The organism is Microbispora sp. NPDC088329 (genome assembly GCF_040685655.1).
GTDB lineage: Bacteria > Actinomycetota > Actinomycetes > Streptosporangiales > Streptosporangiaceae > Microbispora.
In genome coordinates, this window is record NZ_JBFBIP010000024.1 from 79,465 (window position 1) to 105,600 (window position 26,136).

Here is a 26,136-nt window from a genome sequence, read left to right on the forward strand (position 1 = left end):
AAGCGAACCGCAAGTGCCGGGCGCGACAGTGGCCGCATGGGTATGATCTCCGACTTCCTCATGGCCCGGCGGCTGCGCAAGGGGCCCACGCTGCTGCTGCCGTACGCACCCGACCCCGCGACCGTGCTGCGGACGGTGCGGCTGCACGACCCGCAGGCCGGGCCGTACGGGCGAGGCTTCAAGATCGGCGAGAACGTCGAACTGCGCGGGCCGATTCGGCTGACCCCGGAGCTGGCGGCCAGGGCCGGCCTCCCGGCGGGCTGGGCGGCCGCGTTCTTCGCGCGCAACATCGACAGCGAGGAGGGCGGCGACTTCTCCCGGCCGGGCCTGCTCGTGCGGGGCCTGGCCGAACGGCTCGGCGGCCGGGAGCACCCGGAGTGCCAGGAGCCGCCGGAGGACCTGGCCGAGGTCACCGGCGGGCGGGCGATCCCGGTGGACGAGCTGATCGCCCTGCTCGCGGACGACCTGCCCGGCCTGGCCGTCACGACGGTGACCGACGCCGGCACGACGCTGCTCACCAGCGCCGAGAGCCCGATCGAGGTCTTCGTCAACGAGTGGGACGCGGACGACGTGACCTACGAGCTGTCCGCGGACGGCGGCTACGGCACCGAGATCCCCGCCACCGCCCGGCGGGCCGCCCTCGCGATCGTCGAGCGCACGGGCGGGGTGGCCCGCGACCACAACGGATTCCTCATCACGGAGTGAGCACAGCGGGTGGCCCCGGCCCGGCGGCCGACCATGCCCGGGCGCATCTGCGCGGGTCCACGGGACGCCGGCCCTCGCATCGCCCGCGCAGGAGTGATTGCCTGTCCTGACTGGAACGCTTTGCAGCAGCCGGTAAGCATGTCAGGATAAATGATCGCATCGGCGGTTCCGAGGGAAAGGGGGCGGACCGGTGCCACCTGCGATCGTCGGGCATGAAGGTCCCCTTGCCGGTCAGCGTTTCCCGATCGACGACAAGCCGATCACCTTCGGTCGCAGAGGCGACAACAGTGTGGTGATCACGAGTGAAAGGGCCTCGCGCTTCCACGCGGAGGTACGCCGCGAGGCCGAGGGCTACGTGCTGCTCGACCGGGGCAGCAGCAACGGGACGCTGGTCAACGGCAGGCGAGTCACCACGCACGTGCTCCGGCCCGGCGACACGATCGCCATCGGAGGAGAGACGTTCCGCTTTGAGGCGTTCGACGACGCCGAGACGGTCATGGACACCGCCCTGATGCAACGGTTCCGCCGGTCGTTCCCCGACGTCGAACCGGAGCAGGTCCTGCACGTCACCATCTCCGGCGGCGGGCCCGTCGGGCTGGCCTTCGCCCTGCTCCTCGAACACCTCATGGGGCAACGGGTCACCATCACGATCTACGACGGCCGCTGGACCGAGGACGGGCCGCGGATCGTGTGGAAGAACGCCACGCAGGGCAACAACCGGCGGCAGCAGGTCGTGACGGTGCAGAGCCGCCAGTATCTGAACCTTCCGGAGGACGTCCAGTCGCGGCTGTTCACCGAGGGGTCCTACAGCGAGATGTGGCCGGCCGGTCCGGACTCGATCCGCGGCTACGGCCCGCGCAACATCCGGATCGCCTACATCGAGGACACCCTGCTGGAGATGGCGAACGAGAGGTCCGCCCGCATCCGCCTGGTGCCCGAGATATTCGACGCCGCGGAGCGCCAGGACGCCGTGGCCAAGGAGCACGTGCTCGTCATCTGCGAGGGAGGGCGCTCGCGAACCCGCGAGCACTTCACCGACAGGTTCGGCCGGGCCGACGACTCGATCTTCTCGCTCGACGGCCGGCACCTGCAGGACGTGGTGCTGGGGCTGCGGGTGAAGTCCAGCCTGCCGGACCCGGCGATCGTGCTGCTGACCGTGGCGCAGAACCGGTTCCTCCTGAACTCCCTGCGCGGCGAGGGCTTCCTGAACATGCGGCTCACCGACGACGAGGCCGCGGAGGTCGTCGGCATCGACCCCGTCCGGCACGTGTTCGAGGAATGCGTCGCCTCCAGTCCCTGCCTGATGGAGCGCACCGAGGACGGCGACTTCCACTGCTCGACCCACCACACGCTGTTCCTGCCCGCCCTCATCAGGGGTTCGGAACTGTGGAGGCGGGCGAAGGAAGGGCTCGCGCTCTTCGGCGTCGCCGACGGCGACGTGAGCGCGGTCACCGCCTTCCGGCTGGACATGGTGCAGCGGCCGCGGTTCACCGCCCGGTTGTACTCCCCCACCTCGACCACCCCGGGGACGTACGGGTTCCTCCTGGGAGACGCGGCCAACGCGATCCACTTCTGGCCGGGGCGGGGCCTCAACAGCGGGCTGGCGTCGGCCATCTCGCTGGCCCGGTCGCTCAACCGCAACTGGCGTGGCAGGCCGTTGCGGGACGCCGACTTCGTACGGCACGAGGCGGCGATGTCGATGCTGCAGTATCGGCACAAGAGCCGCGCGTGGAACGCGATGGTGACCACCGACGAGCAGGGGGTCACCCGGGCGATCAAGGACACGATCGTCCAGGGCATCGAGGAGGGCCGCGCCGCCCCGGACAGGGAAGCGGACATCGACGCCCTGATGGAGCGCCTGCGGCAGATCCGCGACCGCCTGTCACCACGTGTTCCCGGCATGCCCGACGACGCGACCCTCATCAGGCACCTGCGCGAACTGCGGAGCGAGACACTGCGTACCCTGCTGGTCAGCGGAGCCTGGGAGACGCTGACGGTCGGCGGCGAGGAGGTCGACATCGACATCTTCGACCAGCCGGTCTCCGCGGCGTCCCCCGCGACGTCCCCTGTCGAGGGGGCGCTCGTCGCGCGGCAGGCGGACGGACAGCCCAGGCGGCCCGGCGAGACGCCCTCCGGCTGACGTCGCTGCGGCGAATCGCGGAACCGGCCCGGGCCGTCCGGCGGAGTAGGGGTGAAGGGCGCGACGGCGCCCACGGAAGGACTCCCCTATGAACGGATATAACGGGTGGTGAGGACGGTCTCCGGCGACACGCGCCTTCCCTCGACCACGACGGGTCACCGGTTCGACGGCAGCCGCGACGCTGACGAGGCGAACGGCAGCGGGCCGGAGCACGCCCTGGTGACGTATCCCGGCGCCGACGGCGACGAGCCGAGCGACGCCGGGCTGATCGAGGCGTCGCTGACGTCGCCCGAGCGGTTCGCGGGCGTCTTCGACCGGCACGCGGACGAGATCCACGCCTACGCCGGCCGCCGTCTCGGCCCCGAGCACGCCGACGACGTGACGGCCGAGACGTTCCTCGTGGCGTTCCGCAAGCGGCACCGCTACGACACCTCCCGGCCGGACGCCCGGCCCTGGCTGTACGGCATCGCGGCGAACCTCATCTCCGGGCACCGCAGGTCGGAGGTCCGCCGCCTGCGGGCGCTCGCCCGGGCGCCGCACGACGCCGGGGAGCGCGGCTCCCACGAGGAGGAGCGGGGAGCGGAACGGGCGAGCGCCGCCGCGCTGCGGCCCGCGCTCGCGGCCGCCCTGGCACGGCTGTCGGCCGCCGAGCGCGACCTGCTCCTGCTTGTCGCCTGGGCCGACCTCTCCTACGAGGAGGCGGCCGAGGCGCTGAAGATCCCCATCGGCACGGTCCGCTCGCGCCTGCACCGGGTGCGCACGAAGCTGCGCCGCCATCTCGACCTTCCCGAGGAGAACGTGTGATGACCGACGAGATCGATCTGGTGGCGCGTGAGCGGCCCGACGTCACGCCCTACTCCCTGGCCGCCAAGGCGGCCGTGCGGCGGCGGCTGACCGGCCCGGCGGGCCGTCCCGTCCGCCCGCGCCCGCGTCCGTACCTTCTTCTGGCGGGAGGGACGGCGTTGCTCGCCGCGGCGGGCGTCGCCGCCGTCACCACCGTGCTGACGCAGCCGCAGGCCCGGCCCGCGAAGGTGAGCCCGGGGGTCGTGACGCTGCCGGAGGTGTCGGCCATGTCGGCCGAGGAGGTGCTGGGCAGGGCGGCCCGCGCGGTGACCGACCTGTCGCCGCGCGACGACCAGTTCGTCAAGGTCAGCTCGCAGACGATGTACGAGGCCGACGTGGTCGGCGAGGCCGACAAGGAGTCGCGCTACCTCTACCGGACGAAGCGGACGATCTGGCTGTCGGCCGACGGCACGAGGGACGGCGCGCTGAAGATCGAGCATCTGGAGCCCCACGCCTACCCCGGCTGGCCGATCCCGCCGGAGGCCCACAAGGAGAAGGGCACCGAGTGGATGCGGCTCCCGGCCTGCGACGGCGTGCGGGACACCGCCTACACGAACCTGAAGAAGCTGCCCGCCGACCCGGAGAAGATGCGCGCCTACCTGTACGACCGGCCGCACGGCGACAACCCGCCCGACACGGGGGCGTGGACGGCCGTCGGCGACCTGCTGCGGGAGACGTACGTGCCGGCGCCCCAGCGCGCGGCGCTGTTCAAGGCCGCCGCCACGATCCCCGGGGTCACGGTGACCGAGAACACCGAGGACGCCGCCGGACGGACCGGCATCGGCGTCGGCCGGGTCTCCGGCGGGGTGCGCGAGGAGATCATCTTCGACCCCTCCACCTACGAACTGCTCGGGGAGCGCGGCATCGTGGTGGACGAGAAGGAGGCGAAGGCGCCCACCGGCAGCCTGGTGGCCTCGACCGCCCAGCTGGAGACCACGGTCGACGACACCGCACCCGAGGTGAAGGACGCCCACACCGTCTGCGGCTGACAGATTCGCCCGTCCCGCCGAAGCGATCTCCCCTAAGATCACCTTCTTTGTGCGGGAAGGGCGCGGGGTGTTGAGAGAGCGGGCAGGCTGGATCGCGGCCGGGGTCTACCTGGCGACCTCGGCCGTCGGCGTCGTGGTCACGGCCGTCACCGGGCGTCTCGAGGCCCTCTGGGTGACCGTCCTGTGGTATCCGCTCGACGACGACTCCTCGGGCGGCCTCGCCGAGGCGCCCGAGGTGGCCACGGTGGGTCTCCTCACGATCCTCGCGCTCAAGACCTGGATGCTCCGCCAGGTCTTCACCCTCCCCCCGCGCGCGCCGCGGCCCGCCGACCGGCGGACGGTCTGGCTGCGGCGCCTGCTGTACCTGGCCGTCGCCCACGCCCTGATCCCCCCGCTGCCGGCCGTACGGCTCCCCGGCGTCGTCGGCGAGGTGCTCATGCCGGCCCTGTGGTGCCCGCTGCAGGTGCTGTTCGCGCTGGCCCTGCGCGGACGGCTCCGGGTGGTCGCGCTCGTCTGCGCCTGGCCGGGGTCGGCGGGCCTGGCGATGATCGCGATGGAGGAGGTCCCCGGGGTGCGCGCGCCCCGGTTCCTCGTGCTCGCCTGCCTGGTCATGGCGGCGGCCTGGCAGGTGGCCGTCCTCTTCGGCCAGCACAACGACGGCCGCTGGAGCCGCGACACCGTCACGGCAGGCTGGCGCCACGTGACCGTGACGCTGGCGACCTTCCTCGCCGCCATGGCCGTCCTCTGGGCGTTCACCTCCACCACCGTGCCGCTGACGGAGCTGCTGGAGGAGGTCGACGTCTTCCTGGCGGTGTGGCTGGCCCGCTCCGCCCGCGAACTCACCGGCCCGCGCGGCACGCCCCCGGAGCGGACGCCGCTCCGGCCGTCCGGGCCGATCCTGCTGGCGGCGGTCCTGCTGCCGTTCCTCGTGCTGGTCGGGCCGGAGGAGACCGCGCGCCCCGCTTACGACGGCTCGTGGTACGACGCCGGGCCGCCCGAGGCGTCGCGGTCCGGGCACGGCGCGCGCGCGGACCACGAGAGCGACGTCGCGGAGGCCAATGCCCGCTGCCGGGACCCCTGGCCCCGCCTACGGGCCCGGCGTCAGGGCACGGCCGCGTACTTCCTGTTCGAGGGCGGGGGATACGGCGTGTACGACCCGGACGACACCACCGAGGAGGGTGAGGGCGCCTTCGACGCCGCGGTGGACGACGGGTTCGTCGCCGCGGCGGGCAGTTCGGTGGCCGTGGTGACGTACGGCGAGAACGAGCCGATGTGCCTGACCGTGAAGGCGTTCGGCTCCGCTCCCCCGCTGCGCTTGAAGGGCTGGAACCAGGTGGCCGAGGTCGGCGTCGTCAGCCGCAGCGGCCGCCTGGAGGTGCCCTCGTACGCCGACGGCGGCGACGAGGGCGCCGGAGCCCGGCTGCCGAACCTGGCGGTGAAGGGCCCCGGACGCTACCGGCTGCGGGCCTACGCCCGGGGGGCCGAAGGTGCCGAGGAGCACCTGATCGTCGTGTTCCCCGGCCGGTCGGCCGAGAAGGTCGTCTACCGTTGAGCCGGGCCTTCTACTTGCACTGCTCCAGCATGGCCGCCTTGTCGGCGGAGGTCACCGGCAGGTCGTACTTGAGGGCCACCTGGGCGAACCGCACGGCGTAGGAGCAGCGGATGTCGCGGCGGGGCGGCAGCCAGGTGGCCGGGCCCGAGTCGCCCTTGGAGCCGTTCGTGGAGCCGTCCACGGGGATCAGGTTGAGCGGGTCGTTGGCGATCTGCTTGCGCTTGCTCTCGCTCCACCGCGACGCGCCCATCTGCCAGTCGTACGACAGGGGCATGACGTGGTCGATCTGGACCTTCGCCGCCGCCGACTTGCTCCACTCGATGGTCTTGCCCGTGTACGGGTCGTAGATGGTCATAGAGACGATGACGCAGTTCGACCCGCTGCGATACTTGATGTCCCGGCCGTCCCGCTTGAGCAGGTCGTTGCGGGTGTCGCAGCCGTTGCGCCCCCACGGGACGTCCTCCACGTTGTCGGCCCAGGCATAGCCGAACTTGTCGCGGTCGTAGCCGGTCTTCGTCCCCCGGCCCTTCGTCGCCACCTTGTCGATCAGCGCGCGGGCCTTGGTGCGGTCCTTGTCCGAGGTGATCTCTTTCAGGCCGGGGCCGGTGCCGTCGGGGTTGTCGAGCGGGTTGACCCCCTGCTCCGTCCCCGAGTCGCCCTTCCCGCCGCCGCCCTGGCCGGTGACGTTGCCGTCCAGTTCCGGCATCGGCCCGCAACCCGCCAGTACGGCCACCGCCACGGAGATCCCAGCGATCAACCGGATACCACGCCCGCCCACTGCCACCCCTAGGTAATGAAATATCCCTCTCAGGTATAGCAAAGTGCAAAAAAGTGGCAAAGGAGGCACGCACAAGAGTGTCGGGTTTCGTGATCTTCGCGTGACAGATCGCGCTCAGGACATGTGTGACACTCCCGAGTGCATCGCTCCGGGCGGTGCCCGGCCGTGCAGTCCCCGCGCCGTCGCGTGCGGCCGAGCCGCCCCAGGCGGCCGGCGGAGCATGGATCAGATCGGTGGATCAGGCCGGGATCCAGTCCTGCCAGACGATCCTGTTGGCGTCGACCCACTTCTTCGCGGCCGCCTCGGCGCTCATCTTGTTCACCGCGATGTCGTAGGCCACGGCGTTCTGGTCGCCGTTGGTCCAGCTCCAGTTCTTGATGAACTCGTACGCCTTTCCGCCGGTCTTGGAGAACTTCACGCTGACGATCTTGTCGAGCAGATACGGCGGATAGTCGCACGTGATCGTCTTGACGTTGTCGTCGCACCCGATGGCGTACGGCGGAAGGTTGATCTTGACGAGCTTCAGCTGGTTGAACAGCCACTGCGGCTCGTAGAAGTACATCAGCAGCGGGGTCTCGTTCTCGGTGGCCTTGCGAGCCGCGGCGATCAGCGCCTCCTCGCTGCCGGAGTAGACCACCTTGTACGGCAGGCTCAGGTTCTTGATGAGCGCCTCGTCGTTGGTGACGAAAGACTTGTCGCCGGCCAGGTACTGACCCAGGCCGTCGCTCTTGTCGGTCTTGAACAGATCCTTGTGCTTGGCGAGGTTATGCCAGTCCGTGATGTCCGGATATTTCCGGACCATCCACTCGGGGACGTACCACCCGAGGACGCCCTTGTTGCCGTCCTCACCCGCAGTGATCGCGACCTTCTTGTCGTCGATGTACTCCTTCTTCAGCTCCGGGTGGTTCCAGTTCTCCAGAATGACGTCGACGGTGCCCTTCTCGAACCCCTTCCAGGAGTCCGCCTCGCCACTCTCGATCTTCTCGACCTTGTAGCCGAGCTCGTGCTCCAGGAGGTAGGCGACGACCGCGGCGCTGGCCTCGTAGCCGATCCACGGATTGACCGCGAGTCGTACGGTCTTCGTGCCGCCCCCGGCGCCCGCTCCGGCGGCGTCGTCCGAGCTCCCGCCACCGCAGGCGGTCACGGCCAGCGCGAGCGTCAGCGCGCCCGCAAGGAGACGAATCCTCATATCTGACCTCACCTGGTGTGATACGGGCGGCGAACGCGAGCGGCGGGGCCGCGGCGACACCGGCAGGGTATTCCACCGGCAGGCGGGAGCGGCCGCGATCCGTGAGGATCGCGGCCGGCGGTGCTCACGCCCCGGCGGGCGTGCGGAGTCGTGACGCTCAGATCACTTGGGCATCCAGGCCTGCCACTTGGCGGTGTTGGCCTCCACCCACTTGGCCGCGTCCTCGGCCGACATGCCGTTGTTGGTGATGTCGTCGGCCACCACATTCTGGTCGTCGTTCGTCCACTGGAAGTTCTTGACCAGCTCGTACGCCTTACCGCCGGTGTCGGCGAACTTCTTGCCCACGATCTTGTCGAGATCGTACGGCGGGTAGTCGCAGGCGATCTTCTTGGGGTCGCTGCCGCATCCCTCGGTGTACGCGGGAAGGTTCACCCTGACCAGCTTGACCTGGTTGAACAACCACTGCGGCTCGTAGAAGTACATGAGCAGCGGCTTCTTCTGCTCGGTCGCCTGCTTGGCGGCCTTGATCAGCGCGGCCTCGCTGCCCGCGTAGACCACCTTGTAGTCGAGCTTGAGGTTCTTGACCAGCGCCTCGTCGTTGGTGACGAAGGACGGGTCGCCGTCGAGAAGCTGGCCCTTGCCGTCCGACTCGGAGGTCTTGAACAGGTCGGCGTACTTGTTCAGGTTCTTGTAGTCGGTGATGTCGGGGTACTTCTGCGCCATCCACTCGGGCACGTACCAGCCGATGACGCCCTTGTTGCCGGTGCTGCCCGCCTCGACGGCGACGTTCTTCTCCTCGATGTACTTCTTCTTGAGGTCCGGGTGGCCCCAGTTCTCGATGAGGACGTCGACGCCGCCCGACTCCATGCCCTGCCAGGACGGCTCCTCCGCGAGCGTCACCTTCTCCACCTGGTAGCCGAGCTCGTGCTCCAGCAGGTACGACACCACGGCGGCGCTGGCCTCGTAGCCGACCAGCCGTTGATGGCGATCTTGACAGTGCCGCCCGCGCGCCGATCACCACCATCGCCAGCGTCATGACGATGCCCTGGTTCGCCGCGAGCAGCAGCGAGCCGCGCGCCATCGGCAGCTGGACCTTCCACAGCAGCTGCCGGTCGGTGGAGCCCGCGGACCTCGCCGCCTCCATGACGGTCCCGGGGAGCGCACGCAGGCCGTCCTCGACGAGGCGGGCGACCACCGGCACCGCGTAGATGAAGGAGGCCGTGATCGCGATGCCGTGATCCTGATCGCCGGCGGCATCGCGTAGATCGTCGTGGCGATCGTCGCCGACGCCGGGCCGATGAGGAACAGCAGCACCATCGGCGACAGGTACGAGAACGTCGGCATGATCTGCATGACGTCGAGCACCGGGGTCACGATCCGGCGTACGCGGGGCGAGCGACCGGCCCAGATCCCCAGCGGGATGCCGAACAGCAGCGACAGCACCACCGCCGACAGGGTCAGCGCGAGCGTCTCGACGCTCGCCTCCCAGAACCCGAGAACGCCGACGCCGGCGAAGCCCGCGAGCGAGACGAGCGCGATCCGCCACCCGCCGGCCAGCCAGCCGAGCCCTGCGGCCAGCCCGAGGAGACCTGGCCATCCCAGCGCGACCAGAGCGGCCTGGATCCCCTCGTAGACACCGGCGGCGCCCAGGCGGAGGTGATTGACGACGTACAGGAAGATCGGACTGCTGTTGCGGTTGGCGTCGACCCAGTCGCGGGCGTCGTTGAGCCAGTGGAACAGGGTGGCGTCGTCGTCATGCGGCAGCACGGCCTTGCCGCGGAACGCCACGTAGAGGGCCACCACCGCGACGACCCCGGCGACCGGAGCGGCCCAGCGCGGCAGGCGCCGGACCCGCACAGGGGCCTGCACGGGCGGTGCCACCTGAACAGGCGCGCTCACCGCGCGGCCTCGGTCCCGGGCCGCACCGCGCCGAGAATGTCCACCCGGCTCACCACACCGGCCAGTTCGCCGTCGGCGACGACCCGGATGGGCCGGTCGGACGCCATCGCCGCCGGAACCGCGTCGTGGATGACGGTGTCGGCGGGCAGCTCGGGCCCGTCGAGCGGCTCGTCCGGCTCGGGAGTGCGGCAGATCCAGCGCAGCGACAGCACCTGCGCCCTGGGGACGTCGCGCACGAAGTCGGCCACGTAGTCGTCGGCGGGCGCTCCGACGAGTTCCTCGGGGGTGCCGACCTGCACGATCGCACCCGCCCGCATGATGGCGATGCGCTCGCCGAGTTTGAGCGCCTCGGACAGGTCGTGGGTGATGAAGACCATGGTCTTGCCGACCTCGCGGTGCAGCCGGATGACCTCGGCCTGCATGTCGCGGCGGATCAGCGGGTCGAGCGCGCTGAACGGCTCGTCGGACAGCAGCACCTCGGGGTCGACGGCGAGAGCCCGGGCCAGCCCGACCCGCTGCTGCATGCCGCCGGACAGCTGCTCCGGATAGGAGTCCTCGTGGCCCTCCAGCCCGACCAGCGAGAGGATGCGCCGGGCCTTCTCGTGCCGCTCGGCCCTGCCGACGCCCTGGATCTCCAGGCCGTAGCCGACGTTGTCCACGACCTTGCGGTGCGGGAGCAGCCCGAAGTGCTGGAAGACCATGCTCACCCGGTGACGGCGAAGCTCCCGCAGCTGCTTGGCCGACATCGCGCGCACGTCCTGTCCGTCGATGCGCAGTTCGCCCGCCGTCGGCTCGATCAACCGGGTGAGACAGCGCACCAGCGTCGACTTGCCGCTGCCCGACAGGCCCATGACGACGAAGACCTCGCCCGGCCGTACCTCGAAACCGGCGTCCCTGACGGCGACGGTGCAGCCGGTCTTCGCCCGCAGTTGCGCGGGCTCCAGGTCGGCGTCGGAGCTGCCGATGATCCGGTCGGCCTTGGGACCGAAGATCTTCCAGAGTCCGCGAACCTCGATCGCGGCTGTGCCCACTCTGATTCCCCTCACTTGGCGCTCGCCCGCGAGGCGGCGTGGACGCCCGGGAACGCCAGAGCACGGCGCGAGGGCTGCCGCTCGCACGCCGTGTATGAAGAGCGGGGGCCAACGACTCCTCAGGGCACACGCAACAGGCGTTGCGCTATGCGCAACACGGATCCTGTTTTGACAACAGCTCTGAGGCTAGGGAGCCGCCGCACCCTTATGGCGGAAAATGCCGCCTAATGCCATATCGTGACCGTCCGGTGATCTCTTGCCTCAGTGGTCACGTACGGTGATGAATCGGCGGCAATGGGTGAGACCGGCCCATTCGGCGGGCGACGGTCAGGTGGCGAGGATTCCCCCGTCGACCGGGATGACCGCCCCGGTGACGTACGAACCGGCGTCGGAGGCGAGGAAGACGGCGGCCGCGACGAGTTCCTCCGGGGCGCCCGAGCGCTTCATGAGGACGCGCTGCTCCCGCATGCGGTCGAGGTAGCCGTCGGGATACCGCGCGGTCATCTCGGAGTCGAAGAAGCCTGGCTCCAGACAGTTGACCCGGATGCCCAGGCGCGAGGTCCACTGCTGGGCGAGGTCGCGGGTGAGCCCGGCGACGGCGGCCTTCGAGGCGCTGTAGGCCGCCTGCGGCAGGCCGGCCGTGGTCTCGCCGAGCACGCTGCCGATGTTGACGATCGACGAGCCGGGACGCATGACGCGGGCGCAGGCCTGGGCCATCCAGTAGGTGCCGTGCAGGTTGACGTCGAGCACCCGGCGAAACTCCCCGGGCGTCTCACGCAGGGCGGGCACGGCCGTGCCGACGCCCGCGTTGTTGATCAGCACGTCCACACGGCCGAACTCGCGCATGGCCGCGTCGACGAGGGCCTGGCACTCCTCGGGGACCGACACGTCGGTCCGGACCGCTAGGCAGCGGCGGCCGGTCTCCTCGACCAGCCGCCGTGTCCGCTCCAGGCCCTCCGGGCGGCGGGCCCCGATCACCACGTCGGCGCCCGCCTCGGCGAGGCCCCTGGCGAAGGCGACACCGAGCCCCGACGAGGCTCCGGTCACGACGGCCACTCTGCCGTCGAGCCGGAACCGATCCAGGATCACACCCGCCCCTTAGCTTGCGTCAGAGGCCGTATTCCTTGGAGATGCGCTCGTGCCGCTCGGCCTCGATGCCGACCTCGCGGGCCAGGTCGAGCCATGCCAGCGGGTGGGACCACTGCTCGGTGACGTCGTCGAGAACGGCGTCCAGCTCCGCCGGCCGCACGGTGGGCGGGATCGCGATCCAGCCGAACACCCCGGGAAGCTGCTCGCCGGTGGCCGGGTGCGTGACGCGGTAGTTCTCCTCGCTGTAGACCCACATCGGCCAGCCGCGCTCGGCGAGGACCTCGTTGAACTCGGCCCACTCGTCCTCCGACGGCGCCGCGCCATCGAAGAACCAGCTCGTGTAGCCGCCCGGACGCAGCATCGTCACCCCGGCGAACGGGATCACGAAGCTCTCCCGCTCCTGCTCGTTCTCCGGGATGGGCTCGAGCGGCCGGGGGTCGATCACGACCACGTCGCCCGCGTTGTACTCCATCCCGCGCGGCTGCGGGATCGCCAGGCGCGCGGTGGCCGGTCCGGTCCGTACGGCGAGCACCTCCCGCTGGCTGCCGTCGGGGGCGGGGAGGATCACCCGGACCAGGTGCCACTCCTCCTCGATCGGGCCCTCGCCGGGCTCGATCGGCATGCCGAGCTTGGCGCCGGCGGCCCGTACGGTCGCCCAGTCCTCCACGGCGGTGGACAGGACGATGAGCCGCCAGACGTCCTCCTCCTCGCTCTCGCCGGAGTCGAGCAGCGGCTTGAGGATCTCGGCGGCCTTGGCGTTGTCGCCGATCTGCTGGACGGCGCCGGACCACAGGCGGCGCGCCTCCAGTCCGCCGTCGTGGGCCACCGCCTGCTCGGCCTCGGCCGCCGTCTCCTCCCACCGCTCGCGCGCACGGTGCAGCCGGGCGAGCGTGAGGTGCGAACGGGTCTCCGGCAGCCGGGCCGCCAGGGTCTCCACCCGCTCGTCCTGCCTGGCCTCGATGAGCAGGCCGGTGAGGTAGGAGAGGTCCTCGTCGCCGGCCGCTGCCGGATCGCCGTCCTCGGCGACCGTCTTCCAGTAGAGGTCGGCTCCCACGGGGGCATAGCCCAGGAACCCGAGCGTCGTCGTGTGACGCCGCGTGGCCTCGAGGTCCGTGCCGGACAACGGCCACAGCCAGCCCACCCACCGCTCGGGGTCGGCGGTGCGGCCGTCGGCGGCGTCGAAGTAGGCCACCAGCTCGTCGCGGGGGCCGGGCGGCGGCAGTTCCTCGGCGGCGTCGGCGGCGGCCCGCAGCTCGGCCACGCGCTCGGCCAGCCCCTCGGTCACGCGCAGGTCGGCGAGCACGGCCTCCGCGTAGTCGGCCAGCAGGCGGGCCTGCCACAGGCCCTGCCGGGCGACCGCGAGGTGCCCGGCCGTCAGCGCGAGCTCGAACCGGGCGCGGTGGCCGCCCACGTTCTCGAAGTAGGCCATCCACTGACGCAGGATGCGGCCGAGCTGCCAGGTGTTGGCGATCGAGCCGCCCGAGGCGAGCGTGCGGACGGTGTGCGCCCACTCCACCCACTCACGCGCGTGGTCGCCCACCACGTCGAGGTCGGGCAGTGCGTCCACGGCCTCCTGCATCCGGCCGAGCGCGGCCAGCACCTGCGAGCGGAGCAGGGCCTCGCGGCGGCCCTTCGCGACCGGGTCGTCCGGCTTGAATTCGGTCGAGGCGTCGAGCGCGGTCAGCGCGTCCTCCGGGCGTCCGGCGGCGAGCAGGGCCCGCGCGGAGGCGGCGCCCAGCTCCCAGCTCGCCTCGCGGCCCGCGCCGCGCAGGCGCTCGACCGCCGCCTCCGCGTACGCGACGGCCTCGGCCGCCTGACCCGCGTCCATCAGGGCCGCGACGTACTGCGTGGCCAGGCCGGGGAAGGCGAGAGAGTCCGGGGTCACCCCGTCGAGCGCGGTGTTGAGGGCGGCCAGCCGGATCTCGGCGTAGCCGGGACCGTCGGCGTTGGCCTGAGTCATCGTCAGGAGCTCCACGGCGCCGGGCGCGGCGGGGCAGTCGCGGACGTCGTCGCGCTGGGCGAAGTCCACCAGCGAGGCGGCGTCGTCGAGCGCGACCGCGCCCATCGCCCGGTCGCCCACCCGCCCGAGCAGGTGCCAGTATCGCGCGAAGAACTCCAGCCACGGCTTCTCGAGCGACCCGGCGTGCTGCGCGATCGCGGGCGCCACGACGTCGAGCTGGGCGAAACGGCCCTCCAGCGCCTGCGCGGGCACGTCGCCCAGCGCCATGGCCAGCCCCGTGTTGCCCGCCTCGTGCAGTTCACGCTGGGTGCCACCCACCCAAGCCCAGATGTCCACGTCCATGAGCAGTCAGTCTGCCAGGTCGCCGACCATGACCCAAACAGCACGCCGCCCCAAACAGCACACCGGCCGAACACCGGGGCGGCCGGAACGACGGGCCGGCTCGGCGGCGCGCCGGCCCCGGACGGCGGCCGGCCTGCGGGGCGGGCGCGCGTCAGCGCGCGCGGGCCACCTGGGACGCCTTACGGAGCAGGCCGCACAGCTCGGCGAGCTCCGCCGGGCCGAGCAGCGCGTACGCCCGGGCGACGAGGTCGTCGGTGAGTTCCTCCGCCCCGGCCCTGCGCTCCGCCGCCTCCGCCGAGGGCTCCGGGTACGGCTCGGGCCAGGCCAGGAAGCGGGCGACGTCGAAGGCCCGGTCGTACGGAATGGGCGTTCCGGTGCCGCCCGCGCCGACGAGGGTGGCCTCCAGCGCGCCGACGCCGCACGCGACCACGGCCGTCGCGTGCCGGGCACCGCGCAGTTCCCTTACGACGTGCAGCAGGTGGGCCGCCAGGGCGGGGCCGCCGTCCGGCCGCGGCATGGCCCGCCAGCCGGCGAACAGCGGCGCGCAGAACGGGTCCGCGCCGTCGGCCACGACGGCGAGCAGCTCGGCCAGCCGGTCGGCGTCCTCCAGCCCGGCGAGCTTGCGCCGCCCCCAGTCGTGACACGCCCCGGCGTAGAGCGCGGCGGCCTCCTCCGCGGGGAGCTTGCGCCCGCCCTCCCACGATTGGCGGACGTGCCCGGCGGGGAAGAAGACGACGGCCGCGAGCACGACGTCCGCGTCCACCTCGCCGAGTACCCCGCACCTGCCCCGGAAGTACATCTCCCGCGGGCCGAGGCCGTGGCGTTCGCACAGCGCCTTGACCTCCCGCGAGAGCATGAAACCCCCGCCGAGGGCTCCGACGACCGCCTTCGTCTCCAGTACCGCGTCACGCGGGTTCATACGCCCTCCTCGGTCTACTTGTCAGACTCAGGGTGACGGACAGAACAAAGTTCCGCAAGTCTCTGAAACGATCAGAGGACGGCGGGCCACTCCCCCGAGGCGACGAGGACGGCGGGCCCGGCCAGGTAGCTCGTGTCCTCGTCCAAAGTGACGGTGACCGTGCCGCCGAGGACCCGGACCTCCCACGTGCCGACGGTCTCACCGGCGGCGTGGGCGGCGGCGACGGCCGTCGCGACGGCCCCGGTGCCGCACGAGCGCGTCTCCCCCGAGCCCCGCTCGTGCACCCGCATGGACACCGTGTGGTCGCCCACGGCGTTGAACACCTCGACGTTCACGCCCTCCGGGTAGACCTCCCGGTCGAACTCCGGCTCCCGTCCGAGGTCGAACCCGGCCACCGGCTCCTCCACGGCACAGGCCAGGTGAGGGTTGCCCATGTTCACGTTGAGGCCGCGGCACTCGCGTCCGTCGACGACCGCGCGGCTCTCCCCGAGCACCCGCGGCCTGCCCATCTCCACGGTGACGTCGCCCGTCGCGCCGAGCCGTACGCGCTTGAGGCCCCCGCGGGTGGCGACGGCGAACTCGCCGGGCGCCGCGAGACCCGCCTCCACGAGGTAGCGGGCGAAGACCCGGACGCCGTTGCCGCACATCTCGGCGACGCTGCCGTCCGCGTTGCGGTAGTCCATGAACCACTCGGCCTCACCGGCCTGCGCGGCGGCCTCCGGGCAGAGCTTGGCGCGCACGACGCGCAGCACCCCGTCGGCGCCGATGCCCGCGCGCCGGTCGCACAGCGCCGCGACATCCCTCGCGGACAGGTCCAGCGTGGCGTCGGCGTCCGGCAGGATGACGAAGTCGTTCTCGGTGCCGTGGCCCTTCACAAAGCGCATGAGACAAGTCTAGGAGGCGCCGGTGATCACGCCGATCGCGCGGTCGGCCAGGTCGGGGGCGTCGAACGGCAGCCACACCACCCGGGGGTCGCGGCGGAACCACGACTCCTGCCGCCGGGCGAACCTGCGGGTGGCGCGCACCGTCTCCTCCCGCGCCTGCTCCTCGGTCCACTCGCCGCTCAGGAAGCGCAGGACCTGCGCGTACCCGAGCGCCCGGCCGGCGGTCCTGCCCTCCGCGAGGCCCCGCGCGGCGAGCGCGCGCACCTCGTCCACCAGCCCGGCCTCCCACATGCGGCCGACCCGAAGCTCGATCCGCTCGTCCAGGACCGGCCGCGGCACCTCGACGCCGATCTGCGCGCTGTCGTAGACCGCGTCGTACGACGGCATCGTGGCGGAGAACGGCCGGCCGGTCAGCTCGATGACCTCCAGGGCGCGGACGATCCTGCGGCCGTTGCTCGGCAGGATGTTCTCCGCGGCCACAGGGTCGAGGCCCTTGAGCCGTTCGTACATCGGCGCCGGGCCCGTCTCGGCGAGCTCCTTCTCCAGCCGGGCCCGCACGTCCGGGTCGGTGCCCGGGAACTCCAGGTCGTCGATCGCGGCGCGGACGTAGAGCCCGGAGCCGCCCGCCAGCACGGGCACCCGGCCGCGGGAGCGCAGGTCCTCGATCAGGGGGCGGACGAGCCGCTGATACTCGGCGACGCTGGCCGTCCGCGTCACCGGCCAGATGTCCAGCAGGTGGTGGGGGACGCCGCGCCGCTCGGCGGAGGAGAGTTTGGCGGTGCCGATGTCCATGCCCTCGTAGAGCTGCATGGAGTCGGTGTTGATCACCTCGCCGCCCAGACGGAGCGCGAGCTCGACGGCCAGGTCGGACTTTCCCGCCGCGGTCGCGCCGACGACGGCGATCACAGGTAGCTGCCCCACACCGTCCAGTGTCCCAGCGACGGGGAGGTCACATGTCCCAGTCGAGGGTGGGAGGAAGGTGACCTTCGAGGGTGAGCAGCCACCGCTTGGACTCCACGCCGTCGCCGCCGCTGAAACCGCCGAGCCCGTTGCTCGCGACGACCCGGTGACACGGCACGATGATCGGGATCGGGTTGCCGCCCATGATCGAGCCGATGGCCCGAGCCGGGACCCCCGTGCCGCTGCGCGCCGCCAGCTCCCCGTACGTCACCACCTCGCCGTACGGGACGTCGGCGAACAACGTGCCGAGAACCCGCCGCTGCAGCGGCGACATGAGCCGCCAGTCGATCGGGACGTGGAACTCCTTCAGCTCGCCCCGGAAGTACGCCGCCAGCTCCTCACGGACGGCGGCCGTACGGGCGGGGTCGTCGGCGGCGGCCATCCCGAGGCGATCGGCGATGCGTCTCCTGAGCCTGGGGTCGTCCCGGAAGTGCGTCGCGGCGACCCCGTCCTCGGTGACGGCGGCGAGCACGTCGCCCAGCCGGGTCGGTACGGTCGCGAACGCCACACTGCTGTCCATGCCTCCCATTCTGCGCCTGATCGGGCGAGGTCCGGCCGGTCCCCGGCGCACACGCCCGATGTGCGCGACCGCACGCCGAGGCGCCGACGAGGGGCGCTCCACTCGCGGCCGGCCGGTCCAGGTGACGGTAGGGTGATCGGGTGCTGGTCGCCGCTGCCGTCTGCCCGCATCCTCCGCTGCTCGTCCCGCAGGCCGCCGGGGCCGCCGCACCCGAACTCGACGATGTGCGCGCCGCCTGCGCCGCGGCGGTCGGCTCGCTCCTGAACGCCCGCCCCGATGTGCTGGCCGTGACCGGCGGCGCGGAGGTCTTCGCGTCCTTCCCCGATGACGCGGCGGGGACGCTGCGCCCGTGGGGCCCCGACGTCCGGGTCGGCCCGGGAGACCCCGTCCTGCCCCTGTCGCTCACGATCGGCCGCTGGCTGCTCGAACGGCCGCACACCATGGGGCCGGACGCCGAGGTCACGCCCAAGCCGCCGTCCGGGCTGCCCGTCCTGCGGTTCGAGGCCGTGGGCTTCGACGCGTCGCCGGACGAGTGCGCCGCGCTGGGCGGCCGCCTGGCGGGATCGGCCGGGCGGGTGGCGCTGCTGGTCATGGGCGACGGCTCGGCCAGGCGCACCGAGAAGGCGCCCGGCTACGTGCATCCGGACGCCGTGCCGTACGACGGGATGCTCGCCGCCGCGCTCGCCTCGGGCGACATCGGGCGTCTGCTGGACCTCGACCCGGGCGAGGCGCGGGAGCTGTGGGCGGCGGGCCGGGCGGCCTTCCAGGTCCTCGCGGGGGCCGCCAGGGAGGTGCCACCGACCACCGCCGAACTGCTGTACGACGACGCGCCGTACGGCGTCGGCTACTTCGTGGCCCGCTGGATCTGGTAGTCCGCGCGCTTGGGCACGGGGACGCGCATGAGGTCGCGCGCCGTCACGACCTCCCCCGCGTAGGACTTGCGCACCTCGTCCACGAAGCGCGGCTCGTCCGCCGTCGTGTAGCGCTCGGAGAAGTGCGTGAGCACCAGGCGCCGCACCCCGCAGGCCGCCGCGATCTGCCCCGCCTGGGCCGCCGTCAGGTGCCCGTACTGCGCGGCCAACGCGCTCTCGTCCGAAAGGAACGTCGATTCGATCACCAGCAGGTCGACGCCCTCGGCCAGGGCGAACGCCCCGTCGCACAGGCGGGTGTCCATCACGAAGGCGGCGCTCTGTCCCGGCCGGGGCGCGCTGCACTCGTCAAGCGTGACCGTCGAACCGTCCGGCATCGTCAGCGAGCCCCGCCGCTGGAGCTCCCCGACCATCGGCCCGCGTACGCCCCGTCTGGTCAGCTCCTCCGGCAGCATGCGGCGACCGCCCGGCTCGTCCACGCGGTAGCCGTACGACTGGACGGGATGCGACAGCGGCCGCGCGGTCAGCGTCACGGGTCCCGACGGCCACCGGACCACCTCACCGGAGACCGGCCGGGGGCTGATCACGTCGGTGTCTGCGAAGGCCGTCGCGTTGCGCAGCCTGCGCCAGTAGATCTCGCCGCTCGCCGGATAGGCCGCCCGCACCTCGTGGTTCACCTTGTCCCTGGCGATCCGCTGGATCACGCCGGGCACCCCGAGGCAGTGGTCGCCGTGGAAGTGGGTGACGCAGATCCAGGTCACGTCGTGCGCGCTCACGCCGGCGTGCAGCATCTGCCGCTGCGTGCCCTCCCCCGGGTCGAACAGGAACCCCTCGCCGTCCCAGCGCAGCAGGTAACCGTTGTGGTTGCGGTGACGGGTGGGCACCGCGCTCGAGGTGCCGAGGACGACCAGTTCACGAACGGACACACCGCCGATGCTAAGTCGTGCCCGGCGACCGGGCCCGCCGCGCCCGCCCCGGGCCCTCACGGACTTCGGACGGCAGGAGGGCCGCAGCGACGGCCTCGCGGCGCTCCATCATGTGCCTGAATGGCAGAACGCACGAATTTCGCCGTACAGGCCCGGCGTCGCCTGGCGGAAATTTCCCCCAATTCATGGTCGAGGTGGCCTATCTGGGACTCCCGGAAATCGGCGGAACCGCAGCTGAAACCGCCTATGTGGCGGGCAGACTGAGAAATCCGAGACACCATACCGCCACATGAAAAGAACACGACCTTGCCGGATTTCTCCCCCACCCCACGGCACCGGCGCGAGGGCCATCCCGTCCTCGCCCTGACAGGCGTGATCGGCGTGACCGCCATCGCCGGGCTCGGCGTCGTGCTGGCCGTCCTGCCCGGGCAGGACCTCGCGCCCTCCATCGCCCGGCCGGTGGCCGCCGATCCGGCCACCGCGGCCAGGCCGGCACGTCCGGCGCCGGGTTTCCCCGCCGCCGGTCCCTTCTTCTCACCGCCGGCCGCCCGGCGAGCACCCGCGCCCGAGCGGCCGGAAACCGAACCGGAACGCGCGGCGCAGCCGCGGGAAGAGACGACGGAAGAAGCGGTGACGCCGGAGGTCCCCGAACGGGAGCGGCCCGCGGGCGAGCCCGACGCACTGCCGCCGGGGCACGAGAGCGGGGCCTCGCGCCCGCCCGGTCGCCGTCTCCCGGCGATGAACCCCTCGTCCCGATCGCGGCCGTCGTCACCGGTCTCGTCCGGTACGACGGGCCGCGTCAAGACGAGGGAGGCGGGCCGGTCACGACGTGCCCCGGACGCCCCGAGACCTGCCGCACGGGGCTCCGGAACCGGCGGCTCGGCCGCCGGCACCACGGCGAAGGACACTACGGCGAAGGACACCGTGCCCAAGAACGCCGTGCCCAAGAACGCCGTGCCCAAGAACGCCGCGTCCAAGGACACGACGGCCCGTGACACGGGCACGCGGGACACGGCCGCGTCTCGCGCCGAGGCGGACGGCGCGGCGCACGCCCGGATCCAGGATCCCTGCCTGCGGTTCGACGACGATCTGCGGCGCGCCTACTGCTATGAGGTCCTGCGCCGCCTCACCCAATGATCCGGCCCAGTGACCCGGACCATCGATCCGCGAGGCCCCGACGCCGGCGCCGGCACGGCGCCCCCTCGGAGCCGGGGCCGGGCGTCGTTCCCCCGGCGCGCGTCCGGCCGGGCACTCGGCCCACGGGCCGTCAGACTGCCGAGCAGGCGGGCGGCTCGGCGGGGAGCGGGGCCGGACGGCCGATGGTGGGCATGCCCAGGCTGACCGCGTTGCCCCGCTGCGGGGCGGCCTGCCGGGCCTCCCAGGCGTCGCCCGCGCGCGTCCGCCGTACGGACAGGACCTTGTCGGCGACCAGGTGGTGCGGCGCGGCGTAGGTCACCTCGACCGTGACCATGTCACCGGGACGCGCGTCGGCGGCGACATCGGACGCGGCGAGGTGGACGAGACGGTTGTCGGCGGCCCGGCCGGACAGGCGGTGGGTGGCGTCGTCCTTGCGGCCCTCGCCCTCGGCGACCAGCACCTCCAGAGTGCGCCCCACCTGCTTCTTGTTCTCCTCCCAGGAGATCTCCTCCTGGAGGGCCACCAGGCGCTCGTACCGCTCCTGCACCACGGCCTTGGGCACCTGGTCCTCCATCGTCGCGGCCGGGGTGCCGGGCCGGATGGAGTACTGGAACGTGAACGCGTTGGCGAAGCGCGACTGCCGTACGACGTCGAGGGTCTGCTGGAAGTCCTCCTCGGTCTCACCGGGGAAGCCCACGATGATGTCGGTCGAGATCGCCGCGTCCGGCATCGCGGCCCGGACACGTTCGATGATCCCGAGGTAGCGCTCGGACCGGTACGACCGGCGCATGGCCTTGAGGACGCGGTCGGAGCCGGACTGCAGCGGCATGTGCAGCTGGTGCATCACGTTCGGCGTCTCGGCCATGGCGGCGATCACGTCGTCGGTGAAGGCGGCCGGGTGGGGCGAGGTGAAGCGGACCCGCTCCAGGCCCTCGATGTCCCCGCAGGCCCGCAGCAGCTTGCCGAACGCCAGCCGATCGCCGAACTCCACGCCGTAGGTGTTGACGTTCTGCCCCAGCAGGGTGATCTCCAGGACGCCCTGGTCGACGAGGGTGCGCACCTCGTTGAGGATGTCGCCGGGGCGGCGGTCCTTCTCCTTGCCGCGCAGCGACGGCACGATGCAGAACGTGCAGGTGTTGTTGCACCCGACCGAGATAGCCACCCAGGCGGCGTACGCCGACTCGCGGCGGCTCGGCAGCGTCGAGGGGAAGGTCTCCAGGGACTCCTTGATCTCGACCTGGGCCTCTTCGGCGATCCGGGCCCGCTCCAGCAGCACCGGCAGCGACCCGATGTTGTGGGTGCCGAAGACGACGTCCACCCAGGGGGCCCGGCGGACGATCTCGCCCTGGTCCTTCTGCGCCAGGCACCCTCCGACGGCGATCTGCATGCCCTCGCGGGCCATCTTGATCGGCCGCAGGTGGCCCAGGTTGCCGTAGAGCCGGTTGTCGGCGTTCTCCCGCACGGCACAGGTGTTGAACACGACGACGTCCGGTGTCTCCCCTTCGGCGGCGCGGACGTATCCCGCGTCCTCCAGGAGCCCGGAAAGCCGCTCGGAGTCGTGCACGTTCATCTGGCAGCCGTAGGTCCGCACCTCGTAGGTCCGGGTCGCGCCCTCGGCGCCCCGTGCCGCTGTCGCGCCTTCGGCGCCGCGTGCGGTCGCAGTCTGTGTGGTCGCAGTCATCGCATTACAAGGGTAGGCGCTTCCCCACCCCCACCCGTACGGAAACATCGTGCACTCACTCGAGCACGGAGAGCGACGATAGGGTACGACGACGAACGCGTGCGACACTGAGAACGGACCTATTGCTGAGAGGTGAGCCTCGATGGCGATGCCCGCACGATCCACGGAGGCGCCGATGCAGGCCCACGAGGCGCGGGCGGCCGGGAGCCCCTGGCGCGTCCCGGGCGAGCTCGGCGTCGAGGAGTGGTTCGAGCTCAACGCGCAGGCGGACGACGGCAGCCGCTACGAGCTCATCGACGGGAGTCTCATCGTGTCCCCCGCACCGCTCCCGATGCATCAGTGGATCGGCGACAACCTGCGCGCGGCCCTCCACGAGGCGGCCCCCGAGGAGTTGGTGGCGATCACCGCTGCCGGGTTGCTCCTCGACGGCAGGCCGGGGGTCATCCCGGATGTCATGGTCGTCGACAGGCAGCCGATCCGCGAGGGCGCATCGGTCGTCCGGCCGGAGTGGGTGCGCCTGGTCGTGGAGATCGTCTCGCGCTCCACCACTATGACCGATCGAGTGGTGAAGCCCGCCAAGTACGCCGAGGCCGGCATTCCCTGTTTCTGGCGAGTCGAGACCCACCCCTTCCGCGGGCAGGCCGCCGATCGGCTCCCGGTTGTATCCACGCATCGGCTCGACGAGGACGGCCAGTATCAGCTGACGCACCGGATCGGAGCGGGCGAGGCGGTCGCCGTCGCCGAGCCGTTCAAGGTGACCGTCGACCCCGAGGCACTCTCCAGGATGTGACGCGTGAGCGGCCCGCAGTGCCCCCCATCCGGCTCGCGAGGCGCGGCGCGGCCCTCGAATGGGGACCACCTCGTGCGAACAGTCAGCCGCCGGTTTCAGCAAACTTGCACGAAATGTCCTGGGACATTGTCCTGTTCGCCTGGGCATTTCGGTCGCTAGCCTGAGCCCACTCAGCGGTCGCGCCGGAGGCGCGTGGAGGAGGCGGGCGGTGCGGCGTACTGCGTGGGCGGTCTGCGCCCTCACCCTGCTCCTTGTCGCCGCGGCCCTGGTGCTCGGCCACCGCAACGGCGCCGGGCTGTTCGCCCAGAGTCACCTCATCTTCGTCGCCGTCTGCGGACTGGTCGGCGGCCTGATCACCGCCCGGCGTCCGGGCAACGCCGTCGGGTGGCTGATGGCGGCCTGCGGCCTGTGCTTCGCGGCACTGGACGCGACCGGGCACTACGCGCTGGCCGGGCTGCCGTTCGCGACTCCGATGGCCTGGCCGCAGACGTGGCTGTGGGTCCCCGCCAACCTGTCGGCCGCCGCCGTGCCGGCGTTCTTCCCGTCGGGACGGCCGTCATCCCGCCGGTGGCGGGCGGCCCTGTGGACGCTCGCCGCGGTCGCCGCCGTGATGACCACGCTGAGCGCCCTGCTGCCCGGCCCCAGCCACCAGGTCGGCTGGGGCACACCGCTGCCGAACCCTCTCGGGGTGCCCGCGCTCGCCGTCGTCGCGCCGTTCGTCGAGCCGCTGACGACCGGGCTCATGGGCGCCCTGTTCGTGACGGGCGCGGCCGGTCTCGTCCGCCGGGCCGGACGCGGCGACGCCGGCGAACGGGAGCAGCTCAAGTGGCTCGGGTACGCCGCGGGGCTCGCCGGGCTGATCGTCGCGGGGCGGCTGGCCGCGGGCCTCGCCGACGGCGACCCCCGCTCCATCTGGCCCATCACCAGCCCGTTCTGGGAGCTGCTCGGCACGTTCGCGGCCTGCCTGCTTCCGGCCGCCGCCGCGGTGGCGGTGCTGCGGCACGGCCTGTTCGACATCGACCTCGTCATCAACCGCACGCTCGTCTACGTGCTGCTGTCGGCGTGCGTGTTCGGCGGCTACGTGCTCGCGGTCACCTATCTCGGCGCGGTGTTCCGCGCGGCGGGCGGGTTGCCGGTGTCGGTGGCCGCCGCCGGGGTGGTCGCCCTCGTCTTCGCGCCGCTGCGCGAGCGGTTGCAACGCGCCGTCAACCTCGTGATGTACGGCAGGCGAGACGATCCGTACGCGGCGCTGGCCCTGCTGGGCAGGCGTCTGGAGGAGGCGGCGGCGGAGCCGGGGGCGGTGCTCGCCGCGGCCGCCCGGTCGGTGGCGGAGGCGCTGCGCCTGCCGCACGTCGCGGTCGAGGTCGCCGGTGGACCGACTCACGCCTACGGCGTGCCCTCCCCCGGCGCCGTACGGCTGCCGCTCGTGCACCGGGGCGAGCCGGTGGGCGACCTGGTCCTGTCCCCACGTCCGGGCGAGAGCGGGCTCGGCGCGAGGGACCGCCGGGTTCTCGCCGACCTCGCCCGGCAGACGGGGATCGCCGTACACGCCGTACGGCTGTCCACGGACCTGCGGCGCTCGCGCGAACGGCTGGTGACGGCGCGCGAGGAGGAGCGGCGGCGGCTGCGCCGCGACCTGCACGACGGCCTCGGGCCGACCCTGGCCGCGTTGACCATGCGGGCGGAGGCCGTGCAGGACATGGTGCGCGATCCGGACGCCCTGGCGATGCTCGAAGAGATCATGACCGACGCCCGCACGGCGATGGCCGACGTGCGGACGCTGGTGGAGGGGTTGCGGCCGCCGGCCCTCGACACGCTGGGCCTGGCCGGGGCGATCAGATCGCACGCGGCCCGGCTGCCCGGCGTCGAGGTCGACGTCGAGATCGAGGAGACCCTCCCGGCGCTGCCCGCGGCCGTGGAGGTGGCGGCCTACCGGATCGCCGCCGAGGCGCTGGCGAACGCCCGCCGCCATGCGGGGGCCGGACGAGTGCGCGTACGGCTCGGCATGACCGGCGGCGCGCTGGAAGTGGAGATCGCCGACGAGGGCGGCGAGCCTCACGCGGCCGCGGGCCCGGCGTCCGCCCGGCCCGGGGTCGGCACGGCCTCGATGCGCGAGCGTGCCGCCGAGCTCGGCGGCACCTGTGTGATCGGCCCGCGGCCCGGTGGCGGGACGCGGGTGCTGGCCCGCCTTCCGGCCCTGAACACGGCACGCAACCCGGCCCCGGAGATGGCCGGGATCACGGCCCCGGACACAGCCGGTGCCACGGTGTGGGACACGAGACGGGAGGCGGGCGATGGAGCCGATCCGCGTGCTGCTGGTTGACGACCACGCGGCGTTCCGCGCGGGGCTGCGCGCGCTTCTTCGGCCGGTTGAGGAGATGGAGGTCGCCGACGAGGCGGCCAGCGGCGAGCAGGCCCTCGCCCTGCTCCCCCGCGTGCAACCCGACGTCGTGCTGATGGACCTCGCGATGCCGGGCATGGGCGGGGTGGCCGCGACCGAGCGGATCACGAGGGACAACCCGCACGTGCGGGTCCTCGTCCTCAGCATGGCGGACGACGACGACGCGGTTTTCGCGGCACTGCGCGCGGGGGCACGCGGGTACGTGCTCAAGGGCGCGCGGCGGGCCGAACTCGTACGGGCGATCCTGGCCGTGGCCGAGGGCGAGGCGATCTTCGGCCCCGCCCTCGCCGGACGGCTGATGGGCTACTTCTCCGGCCTCGGCGGGAAACCGGAACCGAGCTTCCCCGAGCTCACCCCGCGCGAGCGGGAGATCCTCGGTCTGGTCGCGGGCCACCTGACGAACGTGCAGATCGCGGCCCGGCTCGGGCTGAGCCAGAAGACCGTGCGCAACCACGTGTCCAGCATCTTCGCGAAGCTGCGCGTGGCCGACCGGGCCGCGGCGATCATGCGGGCCAGAGAGTCGGGTCTCTAG

At 72.2% G+C, this 26,136-nt stretch carries 22 protein-coding genes and 1 pseudogene; 10 read left to right on the forward strand and 13 right to left on the reverse strand.

The annotated features are described in order from the left end of the window. Positions 1–36 precede the first annotated feature (36 nt). From AB0O28_RS33070 to AB0O28_RS33090, 5 genes are all read left to right on the forward strand, one after another. Positions 37–705, forward strand: a complete 669-nt coding sequence (locus AB0O28_RS33070; protein ID WP_363646500.1) for a hypothetical protein — start codon at positions 37–39, stop codon at positions 703–705. Positions 706–895: 190 nt separating this feature from the next. Next, entirely contained in the window at positions 896–2,845 is a 1,950-nt protein-coding gene (locus AB0O28_RS33075; RefSeq protein ID WP_363646501.1) for an FHA domain-containing protein, read from the forward strand. 105 nt (positions 2,846–2,950) lie between these two features. Next, the gene (locus AB0O28_RS33080; RefSeq protein ID WP_363646502.1) at positions 2,951–3,649 is read left to right on the forward strand and encodes an RNA polymerase sigma factor; all 699 of its coding nucleotides are present in this window, start codon (positions 2,951–2,953) and stop codon (positions 3,647–3,649) included. Further along, on the forward strand, positions 3,649–4,677 hold the full coding sequence (locus AB0O28_RS33085) for a CU044_5270 family protein (protein ID WP_363646503.1): 1,029 nt from the start codon (positions 3,649–3,651) through the stop codon (positions 4,675–4,677). Before AB0O28_RS33080 ends, AB0O28_RS33085 begins: the two co-directional genes overlap by 1 nt. A 70-nt stretch (positions 4,678–4,747) precedes the next feature. Next, positions 4,748–6,229 (forward strand): hypothetical protein, encoded by a 1,482-nt coding sequence (locus AB0O28_RS33090; protein WP_363646504.1) that lies wholly within the window; start codon positions 4,748–4,750, stop codon positions 6,227–6,229. A 10-nt stretch (positions 6,230–6,239) separates the two neighbouring features. Here AB0O28_RS33090 and AB0O28_RS33095 read toward each other — a convergent pair whose 3' ends face one another. The 11 genes and pseudogenes from AB0O28_RS33095 to AB0O28_RS33145 form a co-directional block, all read right to left on the reverse strand. Further along, positions 6,240–6,986: an HNH endonuclease family protein gene (locus AB0O28_RS33095; RefSeq protein WP_363646505.1), complete on the reverse strand. Its 747-nt coding sequence runs from the start codon at positions 6,984–6,986 to the stop codon at positions 6,240–6,242. Positions 6,987–7,245: 259 nt separating this feature from the next. Then, positions 7,246–8,196, reverse strand: coding sequence for an ABC transporter substrate-binding protein (locus AB0O28_RS33100; RefSeq protein ID WP_363646506.1), 951 nt, complete (start codon positions 8,194–8,196; stop codon positions 7,246–7,248). A gap of 162 nt (positions 8,197–8,358) precedes the next feature. Continuing rightward, positions 8,359–9,141 carry an ABC transporter substrate-binding protein gene (locus tag AB0O28_RS33105; protein WP_363646507.1) on the reverse strand — a complete coding sequence of 261 codons (783 nt, stop codon included), beginning with the start codon at positions 9,139–9,141 and terminating at the stop codon, positions 8,359–8,361. A gap of 175 nt (positions 9,142–9,316) precedes the next feature. Next, a pseudogene (locus tag AB0O28_RS33110) lies at positions 9,317–9,793 on the reverse strand (hypothetical protein); the annotation flags it as partial. Between the two features lie 298 nt (positions 9,794–10,091). Continuing rightward, complete coding sequence (locus AB0O28_RS33115) at positions 10,092–11,126, reverse strand: glycine betaine/L-proline ABC transporter ATP-binding protein (protein WP_363646508.1); 1,035 nt, start codon at positions 11,124–11,126, stop codon at positions 10,092–10,094. 327 nt (positions 11,127–11,453) lie between these two features. Next, positions 11,454–12,215: an SDR family oxidoreductase gene (locus AB0O28_RS33120; protein WP_363646509.1), complete on the reverse strand. Its 762-nt coding sequence runs from the start codon at positions 12,213–12,215 to the stop codon at positions 11,454–11,456. A 19-nt stretch (positions 12,216–12,234) separates the two neighbouring features. Next, complete coding sequence (locus AB0O28_RS33125; protein ID WP_363646510.1) at positions 12,235–14,517, reverse strand: tetratricopeptide repeat protein; 2,283 nt, start codon at positions 14,515–14,517, stop codon at positions 12,235–12,237. Positions 14,518–14,668: 151 nt separating this feature from the next. Beyond that, positions 14,669–15,436, reverse strand: a complete 768-nt coding sequence (locus tag AB0O28_RS33130; RefSeq protein WP_363646511.1) for a hypothetical protein — start codon at positions 15,434–15,436, stop codon at positions 14,669–14,671. A 71-nt stretch (positions 15,437–15,507) separates the two neighbouring features. Further along, entirely contained in the window at positions 15,508–16,320 is an 813-nt protein-coding gene (gene dapF / locus AB0O28_RS33135) for a diaminopimelate epimerase (protein ID WP_363646512.1), read from the reverse strand. Between the two features lie 9 nt (positions 16,321–16,329). Then, positions 16,330–17,241, reverse strand: coding sequence for a tRNA (adenosine(37)-N6)-dimethylallyltransferase MiaA (gene miaA, locus AB0O28_RS33140; RefSeq protein WP_363646513.1), 912 nt, complete (start codon positions 17,239–17,241; stop codon positions 16,330–16,332). 28 nt (positions 17,242–17,269) lie between these two features. Continuing rightward, positions 17,270–17,800 (reverse strand): methylated-DNA--[protein]-cysteine S-methyltransferase, encoded by a 531-nt coding sequence (locus AB0O28_RS33145; protein WP_363646514.1) that lies wholly within the window; start codon positions 17,798–17,800, stop codon positions 17,270–17,272. Positions 17,801–17,940: 140 nt separating this feature from the next. On the opposite strand from AB0O28_RS33145, the gene AB0O28_RS33150 reads away from it, so the two are divergent. Then, entirely contained in the window at positions 17,941–18,672 is a 732-nt protein-coding gene (locus tag AB0O28_RS33150; protein WP_363646515.1) for a class III extradiol dioxygenase subunit B-like domain-containing protein, read from the forward strand. Here the strand turns inward: AB0O28_RS33150 and AB0O28_RS33155 are convergent. Then, positions 18,645–19,595, reverse strand: a complete 951-nt coding sequence (locus AB0O28_RS33155) for a ribonuclease Z (protein ID WP_363646516.1) — start codon at positions 19,593–19,595, stop codon at positions 18,645–18,647. The genes AB0O28_RS33150 and AB0O28_RS33155 overlap by 28 nt on opposite strands. Positions 19,596–19,901: 306 nt before the next feature. Between AB0O28_RS33155 and AB0O28_RS33160 the strand changes: the two genes are divergently transcribed. Continuing rightward, positions 19,902–20,732, forward strand: coding sequence for a hypothetical protein (locus AB0O28_RS33160; RefSeq protein ID WP_363646517.1), 831 nt, complete (start codon positions 19,902–19,904; stop codon positions 20,730–20,732). 130 nt (positions 20,733–20,862) lie between these two features. Here the strand turns inward: AB0O28_RS33160 and miaB are convergent, their stop codons facing one another. Then, positions 20,863–22,323, reverse strand: a complete 1,461-nt coding sequence (gene miaB / locus AB0O28_RS33165) for a tRNA (N6-isopentenyl adenosine(37)-C2)-methylthiotransferase MiaB (RefSeq protein WP_363646546.1) — start codon at positions 22,321–22,323, stop codon at positions 20,863–20,865. A gap of 238 nt (positions 22,324–22,561) precedes the next feature. Between miaB and AB0O28_RS33170 the strand changes: the two genes are divergently transcribed. The 3 genes from AB0O28_RS33170 (at position 22,562) to AB0O28_RS33180 (ending at position 26,136) form a co-directional block, all read left to right on the forward strand. Continuing rightward, complete coding sequence (locus AB0O28_RS33170; protein ID WP_363646518.1) at positions 22,562–23,203, forward strand: Uma2 family endonuclease; 642 nt, start codon at positions 22,562–22,564, stop codon at positions 23,201–23,203. A gap of 208 nt (positions 23,204–23,411) precedes the next feature. Then, positions 23,412–25,526, forward strand: a complete 2,115-nt coding sequence (locus AB0O28_RS33175; protein ID WP_363646519.1) for a sensor histidine kinase — start codon at positions 23,412–23,414, stop codon at positions 25,524–25,526. Beyond that, positions 25,498–26,136 carry a response regulator transcription factor gene (locus AB0O28_RS33180; RefSeq protein WP_363646520.1) on the forward strand — a complete coding sequence of 213 codons (639 nt, stop codon included), beginning with the start codon at positions 25,498–25,500 and terminating at the stop codon, positions 26,134–26,136. Before AB0O28_RS33175 ends, AB0O28_RS33180 begins: the two co-directional genes overlap by 29 nt.

Excerpts from the sequence above, each read along its gene's own strand:
- AB0O28_RS33070 (WP_363646500.1), top strand. The coding sequence starts at position 37 with ATGGGTATGATCTCCGACTTCCTCATGGCCCGGCGGCTGCGCAAGGGG.
- AB0O28_RS33085 (WP_363646503.1), top strand. The coding sequence starts at position 3,649 with ATGACCGACGAGATCGATCTGGTGGCGCGTGAGCGGCCCGACGTCACG.
- AB0O28_RS33100 (WP_363646506.1), bottom strand. The coding sequence starts at position 8,196 with ATGAGGATTCGTCTCCTTGCGGGCGCGCTGACGCTCGCGCTGGCCGTG.
- AB0O28_RS33125 (WP_363646510.1), bottom strand. The coding sequence starts at position 14,517 with ATGGACGTGGACATCTGGGCTTGGGTGGGTGGCACCCAGCGTGAACTG.
- AB0O28_RS33130 (WP_363646511.1), bottom strand. The coding sequence starts at position 15,436 with ATGAACCCGCGTGACGCGGTACTGGAGACGAAGGCGGTCGTCGGAGCC.
- dapF (WP_363646512.1), bottom strand. The coding sequence starts at position 16,320 with ATGCGCTTTGTGAAGGGCCACGGCACCGAGAACGACTTCGTCATCCTG.
- AB0O28_RS33145 (WP_363646514.1), bottom strand. The coding sequence starts at position 17,800 with ATGGACAGCAGTGTGGCGTTCGCGACCGTACCGACCCGGCTGGGCGAC.
- AB0O28_RS33170 (WP_363646518.1), top strand. The coding sequence starts at position 22,562 with ATGCCCGCACGATCCACGGAGGCGCCGATGCAGGCCCACGAGGCGCGG.
- AB0O28_RS33180 (WP_363646520.1), top strand. The coding sequence starts at position 25,498 with ATGGAGCCGATCCGCGTGCTGCTGGTTGACGACCACGCGGCGTTCCGC.